At 35.2% G+C, this 15,437-nt stretch carries 13 protein-coding genes; 12 read left to right on the top strand and 1 reads right to left on the bottom strand.

Going from position 1 to position 15,437, the window contains the following annotated elements; genetic code table 11:
- Positions 1–59: 59 nt before the first annotated feature.
- From phaC to ILT06_RS09825, 3 genes are all read left to right on the top strand, one after another.
- Positions 60–1,145 (top strand): class III poly(R)-hydroxyalkanoic acid synthase subunit PhaC, encoded by a 1,086-nt coding sequence (phaC, locus tag ILT06_RS09835; protein WP_000206842.1) that lies wholly within the window; start codon positions 60–62, stop codon positions 1,143–1,145.
- Between the two features lie 94 nt (positions 1,146–1,239).
- The gene (locus ILT06_RS09830) at positions 1,240–2,433 is read left to right on the top strand and encodes an NAD(P)/FAD-dependent oxidoreductase (RefSeq protein WP_064476734.1); all 1,194 of its coding nucleotides are present in this window, start codon (positions 1,240–1,242) and stop codon (positions 2,431–2,433) included.
- 23 nt (positions 2,434–2,456) lie between these two features.
- Positions 2,457–3,806 (top strand): TrkH family potassium uptake protein, encoded by a 1,350-nt coding sequence (locus ILT06_RS09825; RefSeq protein ID WP_001204688.1) that lies wholly within the window; start codon positions 2,457–2,459, stop codon positions 3,804–3,806.
- A gap of 38 nt (positions 3,807–3,844) precedes the next feature.
- Here ILT06_RS09825 and ILT06_RS09820 read toward each other — a convergent pair whose 3' ends face one another.
- On the bottom strand, positions 3,845–4,180 hold the full coding sequence (locus tag ILT06_RS09820; RefSeq protein ID WP_002070938.1) for a DUF3905 domain-containing protein: 336 nt from the start codon (positions 4,178–4,180) through the stop codon (positions 3,845–3,847).
- A 147-nt stretch (positions 4,181–4,327) separates the two neighbouring features.
- Between ILT06_RS09820 and ILT06_RS09815 the strand changes: the two genes are divergently transcribed.
- From ILT06_RS09815 to ILT06_RS09775, 9 genes are all read left to right on the top strand, one after another.
- Positions 4,328–4,480 carry a hypothetical protein gene (locus ILT06_RS09815; RefSeq protein WP_000240799.1) on the top strand — a complete coding sequence of 51 codons (153 nt, stop codon included), beginning with the start codon at positions 4,328–4,330 and terminating at the stop codon, positions 4,478–4,480.
- A gap of 228 nt (positions 4,481–4,708) precedes the next feature.
- Complete coding sequence (locus tag ILT06_RS09810; RefSeq protein WP_088048360.1) at positions 4,709–5,785, top strand: putative 2-aminoethylphosphonate ABC transporter substrate-binding protein; 1,077 nt, start codon at positions 4,709–4,711, stop codon at positions 5,783–5,785.
- A 24-nt stretch (positions 5,786–5,809) separates the two neighbouring features.
- On the top strand, positions 5,810–6,811 hold the full coding sequence (locus ILT06_RS09805) for a putative 2-aminoethylphosphonate ABC transporter ATP-binding protein (RefSeq protein ID WP_064476731.1): 1,002 nt from the start codon (positions 5,810–5,812) through the stop codon (positions 6,809–6,811).
- Positions 6,812–8,569, top strand: coding sequence for a putative 2-aminoethylphosphonate ABC transporter permease subunit (locus ILT06_RS09800; RefSeq protein WP_142289427.1), 1,758 nt, complete (start codon positions 6,812–6,814; stop codon positions 8,567–8,569).
- Positions 8,570–8,590: 21 nt separating this feature from the next.
- Positions 8,591–9,385: a phosphonoacetaldehyde hydrolase gene (gene phnX, locus ILT06_RS09795; RefSeq protein ID WP_064476729.1), complete on the top strand. Its 795-nt coding sequence runs from the start codon at positions 8,591–8,593 to the stop codon at positions 9,383–9,385.
- A gap of 15 nt (positions 9,386–9,400) precedes the next feature.
- A complete protein-coding gene (gene phnW, locus ILT06_RS09790; protein ID WP_064476728.1) occupies positions 9,401–10,498 on the top strand; it encodes a 2-aminoethylphosphonate--pyruvate transaminase in 1,098 nt (365 codons plus the stop codon).
- Positions 10,495–11,679 carry a saccharopine dehydrogenase family protein gene (locus ILT06_RS09785; protein ID WP_064476727.1) on the top strand — a complete coding sequence of 395 codons (1,185 nt, stop codon included), beginning with the start codon at positions 10,495–10,497 and terminating at the stop codon, positions 11,677–11,679. The genes phnW and ILT06_RS09785 overlap by 4 nt, the downstream gene beginning before the upstream one ends.
- A 40-nt stretch (positions 11,680–11,719) precedes the next feature.
- The gene (locus tag ILT06_RS09780) at positions 11,720–12,502 is read left to right on the top strand and encodes a DeoR/GlpR family DNA-binding transcription regulator (RefSeq protein ID WP_000117658.1); all 783 of its coding nucleotides are present in this window, start codon (positions 11,720–11,722) and stop codon (positions 12,500–12,502) included.
- Positions 12,503–12,932: 430 nt separating this feature from the next.
- Positions 12,933–15,233 carry an NEAT domain-containing leucine-rich repeat protein gene (locus tag ILT06_RS09775; RefSeq protein WP_222655030.1) on the top strand — a complete coding sequence of 767 codons (2,301 nt, stop codon included), beginning with the start codon at positions 12,933–12,935 and terminating at the stop codon, positions 15,231–15,233.
- Positions 15,234–15,437: the final 204 nt, after the last annotated feature.

Raw genomic sequence — 15,437 nt, 5'->3', positions numbered from 1 at the left:
CCATAGCAGGAATGCACTTCTTTTTTTAGAAATAAATCGACCGAAAAGGAGATAGAAAAATGACTACATTCGTAACGGAATGGGAAAAGCAATTGGAGTTGTACCCAGAAGAATATCGTAAAGCATATCGCCGTGTGAAAAGAGCGAGCGAAGTTTTATTACGCGAACCAGAACCACAAGTTGGTTTAACACCGAAAGAAGTTATTTGGACGAAGAATAAAACGAAGCTGTATCGTTACATTCCAAAACAAGAAAAAACACAGAGAGTTCCAATCCTATTAATATACGCGCTTATTAATAAACCGTATATTATGGATTTAACTCCAGGAAATAGTTTAGTGGAATATTTAGTAGATCGTGGTTTTGATGTGTATATGCTTGATTGGGGCACATTTGGTTTAGAAGATAGTCATTTGAAATTTGATGATTTCGTGTTTGATTATATTGCAAAAGCAGTGAAGAAAGTAATGAGAACTGCGAAATCGGACGAGATTTCTTTACTTGGTTATTGCATGGGTGGAACGCTAACTTCTATTTATGCAGCACTTCATCCGCACATGCCAATTCGTAACTTAATCTTTATGACAAGTCCTTTTGATTTCTCCGAAACAGGATTATACGGTCCTTTATTAGATGAGAAATACTTCAATTTAGATAAAGCGGTTGATACATTCGGAAATATTCCGCCAGAAATGATTGATTTCGGAAATAAGATGTTAAAACCAATTACAAACTTTGTAGGTCCATATGTTGCTTTACTCGATCGTTCAGAAAATGAGCGCTTCGTCGAAAGCTGGAAATTAGTTCAAAAGTGGGTTGGTGACGGTATTCCATTCCCAGGTGAATCGTATAGACAATGGATTCGTGATTTTTATCAAAATAATAAATTAGTGAAAGGTGAACTCGTTATTCGCGGACAAAAGGTAGACCTTGCAAATATTAAGGCGAATGTCTTAAATATTTCTGCGAAACGTGATCATATTGCCCTGCCATGCCAAGTAGAAGCTTTGCTAGATCATATTTCTAGCACAGATAAACAATATGTATGTTTACCAACGGGACATATGTCGATCGTTTACGGTGGAACAGCGGTAAAACAAACATATCCGACGGTTGGAAATTGGCTGGAGGAGCGTTCTAATTAAAAATAAAAAATCCAACTAGCGTATGTTAGTTGGATTTTTTTATGGGAAATAACAAAAGATAGAAAGGAGAAATTTATATTTTAGGAGTATAATTATGAAACTTATGACTGGTAAGTTGTTTTGGAATACAGGAGTTTCTATACCTTGTTATCCATCATTAGAAAATGATATGATATGTGATGTGCTTGTAGTCGGAAGCGGAGAAGCAGGTGCTCATATAGCTTATTCGTTAGCGAAAATTGGAATGCGTGTTACGCTCATTGAAAAACGAGCAATCGCATGTGGTAGCACAGCTGCTAATACAGGTTTACTACAATTTCTTCATGATAAACCGCTAACCTCACTTATCCATACATTTGGTGAAAAAAAAGGGGTACGAGCATATAAGCTATGTTACGAAGCGTTACGAACAATGGAGCAAGTTGTACCGACTCTCGATATTGATCCCCAGTTTATTCCACGAAGTAGTTTGTATTATGCAAGTAGAAATGAGGATGTATCGTTTTTACAAGAAGAATATAATACGTTACGCCATTATGGATTCCCGGTTGAATATTTTACCGATTCACATATGAAGAAGAAGTATTCATTTATAAAACAAGCAGCGTTATATACGCATGGTGATGCCGAAGTGAATCCGTATTTATTAGCGCATAGCCTTTTGCATAAAGCAAATCAAATGGGAGCTACTATACTTGAGCATACAGAGGCCATACATATAAAAAAACGCCAAAATGATTTAATTTGTTACACGAAAACAGGAAATCAAATTGTAGCAAAGAATATTATTATGGCGACAGGATATGAAGCACTTTTCGGAAAGAAAGAAAAAAATACAACAGTGGAAACATCATATGCAGTGGTGACAAATAAGGTAGATTCATTTGAAGGCTGGCATGAACAATCATTAATTTGGGAAACAGCACGGCCTTACTTATATTTTCGAACGTATCAAAACCGTATTATTGTAGGCGGATTAGATGAAGCGATGAAAATTCAAACAATCGGTGATACGAAATTATTGCATAAGCGTGATATCCTTATTAACATTGTAAAAGAGATGTTCCCGCAGTATAAGAATATACAGGCAGAGTACTATTGGGCGGCAGCATTTGGCGGTAGTCATGATGGTCTCCCTATTTTAAAAGAAGACAAAGAGATACATAATTTATTTTACGCATTGCCGTATGGAGGTAATGGAACTGTGTATGGAATGGTATTTGCCAAATTATTTGAGCAGTTATTTACAAATAAAGAAAGTGAAGATTTTTCTTTATTTAATCGATAGAAAAAAGGTAGCGAAGTGATGGAATGAGAGATATAAAAAAGTTTTTACAAAAATTACGTCCTGTACAACTTATTGTTTTGTTTTATTTATTAGCAGTAGTTGTATCGGTGATATTGCTTAGTTTCCCGTTTGTTACGAAGGCTGGTGTGAAATGGACATTTATCGATGCCCTCTTTACATCTGTTAGTGCGGTAAGTGTTACGGGACTGTCTGTTGTTACAATTTCAGATACATTTACTACGGCAGGAATTATTATGTTAGCCCTTATTTTACAATTAGGCGGCTTAGGAATTATGGCACTTGGTACATTTGTTTGGATTATAACGGGGAAAAAAATCGGTTTGCAGAGAAGAAGACTCATTATGGCAGACCATAATCAAGGGAATTTATCAGGCCTTGTAGAATTGATGCGTTCTATTTTAATTGTAATTATTTCGATAGAACTTATTGGAGCAATACTATTAGGTACAAGATTTCTACTTTATTTTCCAACTTGGCAAGAAGCTTATTTCCACGGTTTCTTTGCCGCTGTTAGTGCAACTACGAACGGAGGATTTGATTTAACTGGACAATCACTAATTCCGTACAAAAAAGATTATATTGTGCAAATGATTCATATGTTACTTATTATTTTAGGAGCGATTGGCTTCCCGGTGTTAATGGAAGTAAAGCAATTCTTTAGTAAAAGGAGACAGCAACTATTCCGCTTTTCGTTGTTTACAAAATTGACGACAACGACATTTTTTGCACTCGTTATCGTTGGAACAATTATGATTTTTCTACTAGAGCGAAATCAGTTTTTAGCAGGAAAGTCATGGCATGAAACAGTTTTTTATACATTATTCCAATCTGTGACGACGCGAAGTGGTGGACTGGCTACAATGGATATACGTGAATTGTCACAACCGACGCTTTTATTTATGAGTATATTAATGTTTATAGGGGCATCTCCAAGTTCGGTTGGGGGCGGAATACGTACAACAACATTTGCTGTTAGTATATTATCGTTATACACTTTTGCAAGAGGTGGAAGAACGGTCAGAGTCTTCAAACGTCAGTTACATGAAGAGGACGTGCTAAAAGCATCTGTCGTTATGACGATGGGGATTTTATTATGTGCCACAGCACTCTTTATTTTATCTATTACGGAAAATGTACCGCTTATGAGTTTAATTGTTGAAGTGTGTTCTGCTTTCGGGACGACAGGGCTATCGACAGGTATTACGCCAGATTTAACAACTGTTGGTAAACTTGTACTCATTGTACTTATGTTTATTGGGCGTGTCGGTATTTTAACATTTATACTGGCTAGTGGGGGAAGAGAACAGCCACCTCGCTATAAATACCCGAAAGAGAGAATTATTATTGGATAGTATGAAACCATTCTACCTATGTGAGGTAGAATGGTTTTTTAGTCGTTAATGCCAAATTGCGGATGCATAAAAGCGTCATTCTTATTATCCACTTCTTTTTTTAGCAACTCTTGATTTTCTTCTGAAATCCACCCAATATCATTTGTAGGATGAATCCATTCTTCTCCAGCCATAATGGCAGGGTCTACTTCATCAGTCCAATTGTGAAGTGGACTATTCTCGGAATCATATTTACTGTCTCCGATTACGACGTCATATTGATTTATGAAAGGTTGTTGCATCTTCTTTCCTGTTCCTTTAAAAGATGGGAAATTCATTTGATGCGGGAGCGTTTCATCTAAAATTGGTGACTGAATTTTATCTTTCTTCTTCAAAATAATCGCCCCTTTTATAATACTTTCTTCATAGGTAGTATTTCCATCTAGCGGCTCTTATGTACTTGTTAACACTTGCCAGTAATAATTATTTAATGTTGCTTCAAACTAGGGTAGAAAGTGAATTCTTGAGAGCAGGTGAATGTATTGGTAAAAAGAAAAGTGAAACAAAATGCGGCAATCAACAATAATAAAACTCCGAAAGAAAGCTTACCAGATGCAGAATTTGCATTAGAGTATGAAGGAGAAAATAGCGCGAAGTATGCAAATCGTAATTCAAAAAAAGGTAAACAAAAATGAGGCGTTTTTTACAAACGCCTCATTTTTTTGTGGGATTATAAAGGTTTTTTTAATTATTTGTAAATTTAGTGTTCATTATTGGCAGAAAAATGCGAAAAAACATAGAAATAGCAACGTATTACACAAAAACAAACAACAAACAAAAGATTAATGTTGGTTTAATACTGCTTTTACACTAGTTGTTTATATTTGAGTTGTACATAAGATTTATAAAAGGAGAGAGAGACAGTGAAAAAAACAATCTTTAAAGCTGTAGCAACTGGAATGGTATTTTCGTTATTAATGGGGTGTGGTGCAAAGAAAGAAGAAAGTGCTGGGGCAAAAGTAAAGGATGATAAATTATCTGGATCATTAACTGTTTACACAGCGATTGAAGAAGAACTTGTACCAATTTATCTTGATTCTTTTAAAAAGAAGTATCCAGATGTGAAACTGAACATTGTTCGTGATTCAACTGGAGTTATTACAGCGAAATTGCTAGCTGAAGGAAAAAATACACAAGCAGATGTTGTATGGGGAACAGCAGCGTCTAGTCTATTAGCTTTAGATAAAAAAGATATGTTAAAAGGATACTCTCCAAAAGGCGCAGATCGTGTTCTTCCGCAATTTAAAGATGATAAGCAACCAGAAAAATGGGTAGGTAATACGGCATTTATGACGGGGATTGCTATAAATAAAGAAGAATTAAAGAAGAAAAATTTACCGATGCCAGAATCATACGAAGACTTAACGAAACCAGAATATAAAGGAACGCTTGTTATGCCACATCCAGCTTCTTCTGGAACAGGATTTTTAACAGTTTCTGCATGGTTACAAATTATGGGTGAAGATAAAGGCTGGGATTACATGAAGAAACTTCATGATAATATGGCAACTTATACTCATTCAGGTTCAAAACCAGCGAAATTAGCAGGCGCAGGTGAATATCCAGTTGGCGTATCAATGGTTTATAGTGCTTTGAAAGAGAAACAAAAAGGTGCACCGGTTGAAGTTGTATTGCCGAAAGAAGGATTAGGTTGGGAAGTAGAAGCGAACGCACTTATTAAAAAAGATAATGCAAAAAATGAAAAATTAGCGCAAGCATTTTTGGATTGGGCAATTACTGATGATGTAATGAAGTTATACTTCGAGAAAAATGGATTTGCGACAATTAAAAATGATTATAAACTTCCAGATGGATTCCCTAAAGATGTGACAGAAAAGTTATACAAAAAGAATGACTTTAAGTGGGCAGCAGAAAATCGTGACAAAATTTTAGAAAAATGGGAAAAAGATTTTGGCCAAAAAGCAGAACCGAAAAAGTAAGTAAGTGAGTGGGAGAGAGAAAAAATGAGCGAATATTTATCAATTCAACACATTCAAAAAAAGTTTGATGCATTTACAGCGTTAAAAGATATTTCTTTTACTGTGAAAAAAAATGAGTTTGTATGTTTATTAGGCCCAAGTGGTTGTGGGAAAACAACATTGCTTCGAATTTTAGCAGGGCTAGAAGAGGCAACAACAGGTAGTATAGCTGTGGATGGAAAAGATATTACAGCATTACCTCCTGGAAAGAGGAATTTCGGAATGGTGTTTCAATCGTATGCATTATTTCCGAATTTAACAGCACTTGAAAACATTGAATACGGCTTAAAGACAAAAAAATATGGAAAAGCAGAAGTAAAAGAGAAAGCGTTAGAGGCGTTAGAACTTGTAGATTTGCTGAATGTAAAAGATAAATATCCTGCTCAAATGTCTGGTGGACAACAGCAGCGAGTAGCACTTGCACGTGCGCTCGCTCTGTCTCCGGATATTTTGTTACTCGATGAGCCGTTATCTGCTTTAGATGCAAAAGTGCGTGAAAAGTTACGTAGAGAAATGCGTGATTTGCAAGAAAAAGTAGGAGTAACAACTATTATGGTTACGCATGATCAAGAAGAGGCATTAACGATGGCCGATAAAATTGTTGTAATGAATCATGCGGAAATTATGCAGATTGGCACACCAGAGGAGATTTATCAAAGACCAGCCAATCCGTTTGTGGCAGATTTTATTGGTTCTATTAATTTCTTTTCGAAAAACAATGAAGAACATGCAATTCGTCCTGAGCATGTAACAGTTGTACAAAAGGATGGTATTAAAACGGTTGTTGAAAACATGGAATTTCGCGGATCTGTATATCGGACGGAAGTGCGAGTCGTAGAAGAAAAAGCACATCTTTATAACGAGAAAATTGTAGTGGATATATTGGCATCAGAAGTAGAAGCAACCGCAATTAGAAAAGGAAAGCCGATTCAAATCTCTTTCTCAGAAAATCATATGTTGTCATATGGAAAGAAGGTCATTGTATAGATGGAGATGTTAGAAGATTTCAAGGTAGAAAGTACGAAAAAAAAGATTAAGAGACGTATCGGTAAAGAAGAGTGGATACAAAGACTATTAATTATTGGTATGCTTCTCGCGTTTTTGATCATGCTTGTATTACCTTTATTACAATTGTTTACACAAGCTTTTTATGATAAAGATGGAGCTTTCATTGGTGTTGCGAATTTCAGTAAATATTTCACAACACCAACGCTAGTTCAATCATTACAAAATACGATATGGATTTCGGGCGCGACAACAATTATTGCAGTGACACTCGCTTTCGCTTACGCCTATGCGATCACTCGTACGAATGTGTTTGGAAAGCGTGTATTTCAATATATTGCGTTGTTACCATTATTCGCACCTACGATGATGCATGGTATCGCACTGACATATTTATTTGGTAATCAAGGGTTAGTAACGAAAGGAATGTTTGGTTTGTTTGAAGGGATACAAATCCCTTTATATGGACCAGTAGGAATTGTAATGGCTGAAGTCATGTATACATTTCCGCAAGCATTTCTTATATTATTAATTGCTTTTCAAGGCTCTGATTATCGTTTATATGAAGCTTCTAATATGTTAGGAGCGAGTAAAGCAAAGCAATTTTTCACTGTTACTTTACCTAGTGTAAAGTACGGATTAATTAGTGCGATGTTCGTTGTGTTTACACTTAGTTTCACTGATTTTGGGGCACCAAAAATTGTTGGTGGGCAATATAATGTACTTGCTACTGACGTATATAAGCAAGTAATTGGGCAGCAAAATATGCCGATGGGTGCAACTGTCGGAATGATTTTATTAATCCCAGCTATATTTGCCTTTGCAGTTGATCGCATTACGCAAAGAAAGCAGGCGAATCTTTTATCTTCCAAATCAGTACCTTACAGAATAATAAATAATAAGAAAAGAGATGTTATTTCATTCGTATATTGTAGCGTAGTAACGCTTATGATCATTCTATTATTTGTGGCAGTTGGTATTGCTGCAAGTGTGAAAGTATGGCCATATAATATGAGCTTTACATTTGAGCATTTCAATTTTTCCAGTTTAACAGGAGATGGACTTGGAGCATTTAAAAATAGCGTAATTGTTTCAGCGATTACTGCAGTAATTGGAGCGGTTTTAACATTTATGTTCGCTTATGCGATTGAGAAAATAGATCAGCTACAATTTTTCCGAAAAGCAGGTTACTTTTTCTCTATCGTTCCTTTAGCGATACCAGGTTTAGTACTTGGGGTAGGCTACGTCTTCTTCTTTAGTCAACCAACAATACAAATCTTTGGACTTTCCGTAACGAACCCGTTCCATTCTCTATACGGAACAATTGCTGTGCTAGTACTAGTCAATATCATTCATTTTTATTCTGTAACATTTGTTACGGCAACGACAGCTTTAAAGAAATTAGATCGAGAGTTTGAACTTGTTTCACAGTCGATGGGGATACCGTTTTATAAAACATTCTTTCGAGTTACGGTACCGATGTGTTTACCAGCCATTTTAGAAATGGTAATGTACTACTTCGTAAATTCAATGGTAACTGTCTCAGCAGTTGTATTCCTGTATGCAGCTGATTTTAAACTAGCTGCCGTATCAATTGTAAATATGGATGATGCAGGAAATGTAGCACCAGCAGCTGCAATGAGTGTACTTATTGTTGTTACAAATATTGTAGTGAGAGTTGTATATGAATGGGGAACGAAAGCACTTCGTAACCGAACGTCACAATGGCAAAAAAGATAAATAAGAAGGGTGATGGATTGAATGAAAGTAGAAGCAGTTATTTTTGATTGGGCAGGTACAACAGTTGATTACGGATGTTTTGCACCACTGGAAGTATTTATGGAGATTTTCCATAAACGCGGTGTTGCAATTACTGCAGAAGAAGCCCGTAAGCCAATGGGATTATTGAAAATTGATCATGTTAGAGCATTAACTGAGATGACTCGTATTGCAAGTGAGTGGAATCGTATTTTCGGACAATTACCAACAGAAGCAGACATTCAGGAGATGTATGAAGAATTCGAAAAGATTCTCTTCGCTATTTTACCGCGCTATGCGTCGCCGATTAATGGAGTAAAAGAAGTGATTGCTTCTTTACGTGAAAGAGGAATTAAAATTGGTTCAACGACTGGTTATACGAGAGAAATGATGGACATTGTAGCAAAAGAAGCAGCACTACAAGGGTATAAACCGGATTTTCTTGTAACACCAGATGATGTTCCAGCAGGTCGTCCGTATCCGTGGATGTGCTATAAAAATGCGATGGAGCTTGGTGTATATCCAATGAATCATATGATAAAAGTTGGAGACACAGTATCAGATATGAAAGAGGGAAGAAATGCTGGTATGTGGACAGTAGGTGTAATTCTCGGCAGTAGCGAACTCGGCTTAACTGAAGAGGAAGTGGAGAATATGGATCCGGTAGAACTTCGTGAAAAAATAGAAGTAGTTCGCAATCGTTTCGTTGAAAATGGGGCGCACTTTACGATAGAAACGATGCAGGAACTCGAAAACGTAATGGAACATATCGAGAAACAAGAACTTATTATTTCATAAAAGGGGAATAGGATCATGACTGAAAATCACTATTTATTATTAACGCCTGGACCATTAACAACAACCAAAACAGTAAAAGAAGTTATGTTATACGATTGGTGTACGTGGGATGCTGAATATAACACAATGGTACAAGAGGTAAGAGCTAAACTTGTATCGTTAGCAACGAAAGAAGAGGAGAAATATACAACTGTTTTAATGCAAGGAAGCGGTACGTTTTCAGTTGAAGCAGTGATTGGATCTGTCATTCCTAAAAACGGAAAGCTGCTCGTATGTACAAATGGTGCGTACGGTAAGCGAATTGTACAAATGGCAGAGATGTTACATATAGATGTGGTGGTCAGTCAAACAGAAGAGTGGGAGCCTACTAATATTGCAGAAGTAGAAAGGATATTGCAACAAGATAAAGAGGTTACACATATTGCAGTTGTTCATTGTGAAACAACAACAGGTATTATCAATCCAATTGTAGATGTATGTAAATTAGGGAAGCAATATGGAAAAGTAACACTAGTTGATGCAATGAGTAGTTTTGGTGGTATTGAAATAGATATCGCTGAGTTGCAAATTGATTTTTTAATTAGTAGTGCGAATAAATGTATTCAAGGTGTTCCTGGGTTCGGCTTTGTTATTGCAAAGCGTGCTGAATTGTTGAAATGTAAGGGACAGGCACGTTCATTATCATTAGATTTATACGATCAGTGGGAAACAATGGAAAATCAAAATGGGAAATGGCGTTTTACGTCACCTACACATGTTGTGCACGCTTTTTATCAAGCACTACTTGAATTAGAAAAAGAGGGCGGAGTAGAAGCTCGTTACAATCGATATTATAACAATCAAAAACTATTAGTGAGTAGAATGAGAGAAATCGGATTTAAGCCACTAGTAGATGAAAAATATCAATCGCCTATTATTACATCCTTCATTTATCCAGAAAAAGGATTTGAATTTCAACAGCTATATAATGAATTAAAGCAATATGGATTTGTTATTTATCCTGGTAAAATTTCGAAAGTAGATACGTTCCGCATTGGAAATATCGGTGACGTACATGAGGAAGACATAAATCGTTTAGTAAATAGTATAGCTGAAGGAGTTGCTATAGGATGAAAGTATTTTGTTTAGGTGGAGCAGGTAAAATTTGTCGTGAAGCAATTTTAGATTTAGTACAATTTTCATCTTTTGAGGCGATTACAGTAGCTGATTTTAATGAAGAAGAGGGCCTGAAAGTAGTAGAATGGCTCAACGATCCTCGTGTTGATTTTGTGAAAGTAGATGTAACAAATCACGAGGATACGGTTGCAAAAATGAAAGGTTATGACATTGTAATGGACGGTACGACAATTAAGTTAAATGGATTGTCTACTCGATGTATTGCAGAAGCAGGTTGTCACGGTGTGAATTTGAATGGATTTGGTGAAGAAAATGAATTTCATTCTATATTTGCTCAAAATGAAAAAACGTGTTTACCTGGTTTTGGTATGACGCCAGGTGTAACGCAAATGATGGCAATGCATGCAGCAAATCAGCTAGATACTGTAGAGTCAGTACGTGTAAGTCATGGCTCGTACCGTCCAATTGCTTTTTCTGCATCAATTACAGAAACAACGACATATGAATATGATCCACATTTACGATTGCGTACAGTATATGAAGATGGTGAGTTTAAGCAAGTACCGCCGTTTGCGCGTCCAAGAGAAATTGAATTACCGGCGCCTTATGGTAAGGCAACGCAGTATATAATACCGCATTCTGAAACGATTACGTTAGCAAAAGCACTAGAAAATAAAGGCGTCAAGCTGATAGAGACGAGAGGAACTTGGCCAAAGCAAAATATGCAGCTCGTACGTGCTTTATATGATTATGGTATATTGCGTAATGATCGGGTTGACATAAATGGGAAAGAAATTGGCATTATGGATTGTATTTCGAAGTATTTATTGCAATCGAAAGAAGGGCAAGAAACAGAAATTTACGGTTATGCACTTCATGTAGAAGTAATAGGTGTGAAAAATAATGAAAAACAAAGGCACGTATTATATCATACACACCCGTTATCTGATGGTTCTGTTGTAGGATGGGAAAAATTAAGAGCTTATACGAGAAACGTCGGTATTCCATTTGGGATTGCTACAGAGTTAATCGCAAAAGGGAATGTAAATAAAGCTGGTGTTGTGACACCTGAGGAAGCTTTTGTAAATCCACAAATCATTTTTGATGAACTAAAAAAGCGTGGTATTCATATTCATGAAGAAGTTTTCACTGAAAAAGAAAGTTATAACTTTGTATAAGTAAGGCAGTTTATGAGGTAGAAATCAATGGGGTGAAGCTATGTCTGTAGTAGGTGAAGAAAGAAAGCGAACCATTCTTGAGAAGGTAGAGTTTAAAGGGAAAGTAAAAGTTTCAGAGTTAGCGAGAGAGTTTGCTGTATCAACAGAGACGATTCGTCGTTATTTAGAAGAATTGGATCGTGAAAAGAAGTTGAAGAAAGTGTATGGTGGAGCCGTCCAACTTCCGGGAGCTGGAATAGAGGCACCAATGCTAGAACGAGAGATGCTGCATATAGAAGAGAAGAAGAGAATTGGGTATAAAGCAGCAACGTTTGTGGAAGATGGAGATGTGATTGCGATTGATGATGGAAGTACACCGCTTCAAATGGTGCCATATCTTGTTCATCGTAAAAATTTAACGATTGTAACAAGTTCATTTCCAGTAGCTACACAATTAATTTCTTCTATTAATAAAAAGATGTTTCACGGTGAAGTTTTATTTATTGGTGGAAAAGTGTCTCCAAAGCATTCACGTGTGTCAGGGTCTATTTCGCAGCAAGTAATCCAGCAATTTCATTTTCATAAAGCATTCGTTTCGATTGATGGATTGTTACCTGGTTTTGGGGTTTCTAGTTTTGAATTAGAAAAGGCGAAACTGTCAGAAGCGATGCTGAAATTAGCGGAGAAAACATATATTTTATGTGATCATACAAAAGTAGGGGTAAAAGGAAATTACCGAATAGCAGCATTTTCACGTATTCAACATGTAATTTGTGATAAGAAAATGCCCTATAGTTTTGAAGAGGAAGTCAAAAAGCATAATATTCAATGGACAATTTGCTAAATAAATTGAACTCCCACCTGTTTTTGAGGTGGGAGTTTTACTGTCCGCAAATAGCAGGATAAAAGATTTGTATGTATGCAAAAAGTGGACACATTTTCTCATCTCTTTCATATAATTTACCAATACAAAAAAAGTTGGTCGAAGGAAAGAAGGGAGAAGCATGTCAGAACGGATATATAATAAACTTGTATTGTATGCAAATATTTTGCAAAAAATTGGTTTTATTAATGAAAAAGAAAAAAGTGAAATTCTTCATACGCTAGGTAAAAAGGCCCTTTGATTAAAGGGTTTTTTATTTTTTATCTTTGGAAATATAAACTTAATGTAATATTATCATTGACAATGATAATGAGATTCATTATCATTTATTTTGTAAGTAATTGATAACATTTATCAATTATAAAAATTATATATGATAGGGGATATTATTTTGAAAAAAAGTTATATTAAGGCGCTAGTAGTAGCCACAACATTAGCAATTCCATTTGCTACATACTCTACTCCAGCATTAGCAGCACTAAAAGCTGAAGCAAACCAGTCGGTGGCAGCAGCTAGTGAACGTACATACGATACTGAGATTAAAATATATAAGGATCAAAAAGATGAGCCATCTATGGTTTCTCAGTACATAAAAAATCCTAAAGTAGCAATTGAAGATGGGAAAAAAATCGTTACTGTAACAATACAAGATAGCGATTATTTTCAATATCTTAGAATAGAGGATAAAAACCAACCTGGTGTATTTCAAGATGTGAAAGTTTTATCAGAAGATAAGAGGAAAAATGGAACGAAAGTAGTCCAATTTGAAATTGGCGAATTTGAGAAGAAGCATAATATGCAAATGCATATACTTATTCCGGCCATCGGATATGATCACAAATATCAAGTTCAATTTGAAATTAAAGATCCAACTGTAGGTGACAAAGAAACAGAGAAACCAGATGATAACGCTAATTCAGGCAATACGGAAACGGATTATCCAATTGATAGTCAAAATATGATAACAGATAACAAATTAAGAGAACTTGTTAATAAAAAAGTATTTAATAGAAAAGATTTAAATACACCAATTACGAAAGAGGAGTTATTACAAGTAAAGGACTTGTTTTTAAACACGAATGAGATTCTTGATTATAGTGCATTAAAATATATGCCAAATTTAAAATCTTTAACAGTTGCGAATGCGAAGATAACAGATCCATCGTTCTTTGCGAATTTAAAGCAATTAAATCATTTAGCTTTGCGTGGTAATGAATTTTCAGATGTAACACCACTTGTTAAGATGGATAATTTAGCATCTCTTGATTTGAGTAATAATAAAATTACAAACGTTGCACCACTCATTGAAATGAAAAATGTAAAAAGTTTATATCTATCAGGCAACCAAATAGAAGACGTAACAGCATTAGCGAAAATGGAACAACTAGATTACTTGAATTTAGCAAATAATAAAATTACGAATGTTGCTCCATTAAGCGCATTGAAAAATGTAACATACTTAACTTTAGCAGGTAATCAAATTGAAGATATTAAACCGTTATATTCATTACCTTTAAAAGATTTAGTATTAACGCGTAATAAAGTTAAAGATTTATCGGGTATTGATCAAATGAATCAATTAAATAAATTATTTATCGGTAAAAATCAAATTGAAGATGTGACACCACTTGCTAAAATGACTCAGCTTACAGAATTAGATTTACCTAATAATGAGTTAAAGGATATTACTCCATTATCAAATCTAGTAAACTTACAAAAACTTGATTTAGAAGCAAATTATATTTCAGACTTATCGCCAGTTAGTAAGTTGAATAAGTTAGTATATTTAAGTTTTGTTGCAAATGAAATCCGCGATGTTAGACCAGTAATAGAACTAAGTAAGAAAGCTTATATTAATGTTCAAAACCAAAAAGTCTTTTTAGAGGATACAGAAGTAAATAAAGAAGTAAAAGTACCTATATACGAAAAAGACGGCGAGGTATCTACAAAAATCCGTCTGAAGAGTGATGGTGGTACGTATAGTAATGGTGTAGTGAAATGGAGTACACCAGGTGAGAAAGTATATGAATTTGGAGTGAAAGATCCATTTGCGGATACAGGAATCTTTTTTACAGGATCTGTAATTCAAAATGTAGTAGAAAGTAAAGGGGACAACAATTCTAAAGAAGACAATACTTCTAAAGAAGATGAAAAAGTAGAAGTAGTAGAATTTAAAGATGTACCAAAAGGACATTGGTCAGAAGAAGCAATTCATTATTTAGCGAAAGAAAATATTTTCAAGGGATATGGAAATGGACAATTTGGATTTGGGGATAGTATTACTCGTGGGCAAGTTGCGTCTTTAGTACAAAGGTACATGAAATTAGAAAATAAAGTAGAGCAGAAAGAGAGATTTACAGATACGAAAGGGCATATGTTTGAGCAAGATATTGCCACAGTTGCGCAAGCTGGAATTATGCAAGGAGATGGTACTGGGGAGTTTCGTCCAGATGGAGTATTAACTCGATACGAAATGTCTGTAGTATTATATAAAGTATTTCAGTTAAAAGAAGATAGAAATAATAAAGTGAACTTTACTGATGTACCGACTGGTCATTGGGCAGAAGGATATGTGAAAGCGTTAGCGGATAATAATATATCAAAAGGTAATGGAAAAGGAAACTTTTTAGGTGATGATTTCGTAACACGTGAACAATATGCACAGTTTTTATATAATGCAATAAAGAAATAAAAGATGAGAAAATACGTTATTCTTTGATTTAAAAAGAATAACGTATTTTTTATGTACAAAATGAAGTAGGGAATAGACAGAAGTATAGATATATGAATGGCCCATTTTAAAGAAGAGCTGTGAAACTATATTGACAAAAAGGCGTTCTCATGTGATAATTCAATTAAATTTTTAGAATAATCAAAAAATACTCCTTTTACATAG

This window comes from Bacillus sp. 17RED48 (assembly GCF_019837545.1).
Taxonomy (GTDB): domain Bacteria; phylum Bacillota; class Bacilli; order Bacillales; family Bacillaceae_G; genus Bacillus_A; species Bacillus_A wiedmannii.
This window is presented reverse-complemented; position numbering and strand designations above follow the sequence as displayed.

Excerpts from the sequence above, each read along its gene's own strand:
- phnW (WP_064476728.1), top strand. The coding sequence starts at position 9,401 with ATGACTGAAAATCACTATTTATTATTAACGCCTGGACCATTAACAACA.
- ILT06_RS09830 (WP_064476734.1), top strand. The coding sequence starts at position 1,240 with ATGAAACTTATGACTGGTAAGTTGTTTTGGAATACAGGAGTTTCTATA.
- ILT06_RS09805 (WP_064476731.1), top strand. The coding sequence starts at position 5,810 with ATGAGCGAATATTTATCAATTCAACACATTCAAAAAAAGTTTGATGCA.
- ILT06_RS09785 (WP_064476727.1), top strand. The coding sequence starts at position 10,495 with ATGAAAGTATTTTGTTTAGGTGGAGCAGGTAAAATTTGTCGTGAAGCA.
- ILT06_RS09825 (WP_001204688.1), top strand. The coding sequence starts at position 2,457 with ATGAGAGATATAAAAAAGTTTTTACAAAAATTACGTCCTGTACAACTT.
- phaC (WP_000206842.1), top strand. The coding sequence starts at position 60 with ATGACTACATTCGTAACGGAATGGGAAAAGCAATTGGAGTTGTACCCA.
- ILT06_RS09780 (WP_000117658.1), top strand. The coding sequence starts at position 11,720 with ATGTCTGTAGTAGGTGAAGAAAGAAAGCGAACCATTCTTGAGAAGGTA.
- ILT06_RS09800 (WP_142289427.1), top strand. The coding sequence starts at position 6,812 with ATGGAGATGTTAGAAGATTTCAAGGTAGAAAGTACGAAAAAAAAGATT.
- phnX (WP_064476729.1), top strand. The coding sequence starts at position 8,591 with ATGAAAGTAGAAGCAGTTATTTTTGATTGGGCAGGTACAACAGTTGAT.